1 protein-coding gene is annotated in these 2377 nt (G+C 71.0%); it reads left to right on the top strand.

Annotated elements, in window-relative coordinates:
• Positions 1–60: 60 nt before the first annotated feature.
• Positions 61–2377 (top strand): condensation domain-containing protein (locus ACFVZW_RS37005; protein WP_384530989.1); only part of this gene is annotated, 2317 nt, incomplete at its 3' end.

Here is a 2377-nt window from a genome sequence, read left to right as displayed (position 1 = left end):
CCTACTGAGGCCACGGTCTACACGACGGCCTGGTATTCCGACACTGAGGTGGACGGGGTCGTGCCGATCGGGCGGCCGATATCCAACGCCCGCGTCTACATCCTGGACGGTGCCCTGTCCCCGGTCCCTGCCGGGGTCCCGGGAGAGTTGTATATCGCTGGTGCGGGTCTGGCTCGGGGTTACCTGGGGCGTCCGGAGCTGACGGGTGAGCGGTTCGTCGCCGATCCGTACTCGACCACGGGGGGTCGTCTCTACCGCACCGGTGACATCGTGCGGTGGTCGCGGGACGGTCAGATCGAGTACCTGGGCCGTGCGGATGAGCAGGTCAAGATCCGTGGTTTCCGCATCGAGCTGGGCGAGGTCCAGTCGGTGCTGGCCGGCCACCCGGAGGTCGCCCAGGCCGTCGTCATCGCCCGAGAGGACACCCCGGGGGACAAGCGTCTGGTCGCCTACGTAGTTCCGGCAGAGGAGGTCGAGGCGACTCAACTGCCAGTCCACATCGGCGAGTTCGTCAGCAACCGCCTGCCGTCCTACATGGTCCCGTCGGCGATCGTGGTCATGGACGCACTGCCGCTGAACGTCAACGGCAAGCTGGACCGCAAGGCCCTGCCCGCCCCCGAGTACGTCACCGACAGCCGCCGCGGTCCGTCCAATGCCCGCGAGGAGATCCTGTGCGCGGCCTTCGCCGAGGTCCTGGGCCTGGAGAGCGTCGGCGTGGACGACGACTTCTTCCGGCTCGGCGGCCACTCGCTCCTCGCGATCCGTCTGGTCGCCCTGCTCCGTACACGCGGTGTCTCCGTCTCGATCAGGGCGCTCTTCGACGCCCCGACCCCGGCCGGTCTCGCCGCCTCGGCGGGCGCCGAGCAGGTGGCCGTCCCGGCGAACCTGATCCCGGCGGGTGCGACCGCGATCACGCCGGAGATGCTGCCGCTCGTCGACCTCACGGCCGACGAGATCGCGGCCGTCGTCGCGACTGTCGACGGTGGCGCGGCGAACGTCGCGGACGTCTACCCGCTCGCCCCGCTCCAGGAGGGGATGCTCTTCCACCACCTCCTCGCTGAGGGCGGCGAGGACACGTACGTCATGCCGACGGTCGTCGAGTTCGACGCCCGTGAGCGGCTCGACGCCTTCACGCAGGCGCTCCAGAGCGTCGTGGACCGCCACGACATCTACCGCACGTCCATCGTGTGGGAGGGCCTGCGCGAGCCGGTCCAGGTGGTGCGACGGCAGGCGACCCTGCCGGTCGAGTCCGTCGCCCTGGACGCCGAGGGCGGCGATCCGGTGAAGCAGCTCCTCGCGGCCGGCGGCGGATCCATGGACCTGGGCCGGGCCCCGCTGATCCGGATCCTCGCGGGCCGCGTGCCCGGCGGGGACCAGTGGCTGGCGCTGGTGCGGATCCACCACATGGTGCAGGACCACACCGCCCTGGAGGTCATGCTCGCCGAGGTCAACGCGTTCCTCACCGGACGCGACGGCGCCCTCGCAGAGCCCCTGCCCTTCCGCAACTTCGTCGCGCAGGCCCGCGCCGGGGTGTCCACCGGCGAGCACGAGCGGTACTTCGCCGAACTGCTCGGCGACGTCACCGAGCCCACGGCCCCCTTCGGCCTGGTCGACGTCCACGGCGACGGCACGGGCACGACCCGCTCCCGGGTCGTCTTCGGTGACGAGCTGCACACGCGCCTGCTCGACGTCTCGCGCCGACTGGGCGCAAGCCCGGCGACGTTGCTGCACCTGGCGTGGGCCCGCGTGCTTGCGGCGGTCAGCGGTCGCGAGGATGTGGTGTTCGGCACTGTCCTGTTCGGCCGCATGAACGCCGGTACGGGCTCCGACCGGGTGCCTGGTCCCTTCCTCAACACCCTGCCGGTCCGCGTGCGCACCGACGAACTCGGCGTCCTCACCGCCGTGTCCGCGATGCGCGGCCAGCTGGCGGAGCTCCTGGAGCACGAGCACGCGCCGCTCACGGTGGCGCAGCAGGCCAGCGGGGTGACGGGTGACGCACCCCTGTTCACCGCGCTGTTCAACTACCGCCACAACAGCGGCGGCGGTACGACCGAGCCCGAGGCCCCTCAGGTCCGCGACGAGCGGCTCGACGGGATCAGGAGGGTCTTCTTCGAGGAGCGCACCAACTACCCGCTGATGGTCTCGGTCGACGACAACGGCGACCGGATCTCGCTGGCCGTCCACGCGGTCGCGCCGATCGACCCCGAGACGGTGGGCCTCTTCCTGCGCACGGCAGCGCAGAACCTGGTTTCCGCCCTCGAATCCGCCCTGGTGGCCGGCCTGGACGTGCCGCTGAGCACGGTCCAGGTTCTGGACGAGGCGGGGCTGCGTCGGGTGCTGATCGAGTGGAACGACACCGCGGTCGCGCTTCCGGGCG

Source organism: Streptomyces sp. NPDC059567 (assembly GCF_042735655.1).
In the GTDB taxonomy this organism is placed as follows: domain Bacteria; phylum Actinomycetota; class Actinomycetes; order Streptomycetales; family Streptomycetaceae; genus Streptomyces.
This window is presented reverse-complemented; position numbering and strand designations above follow the sequence as displayed.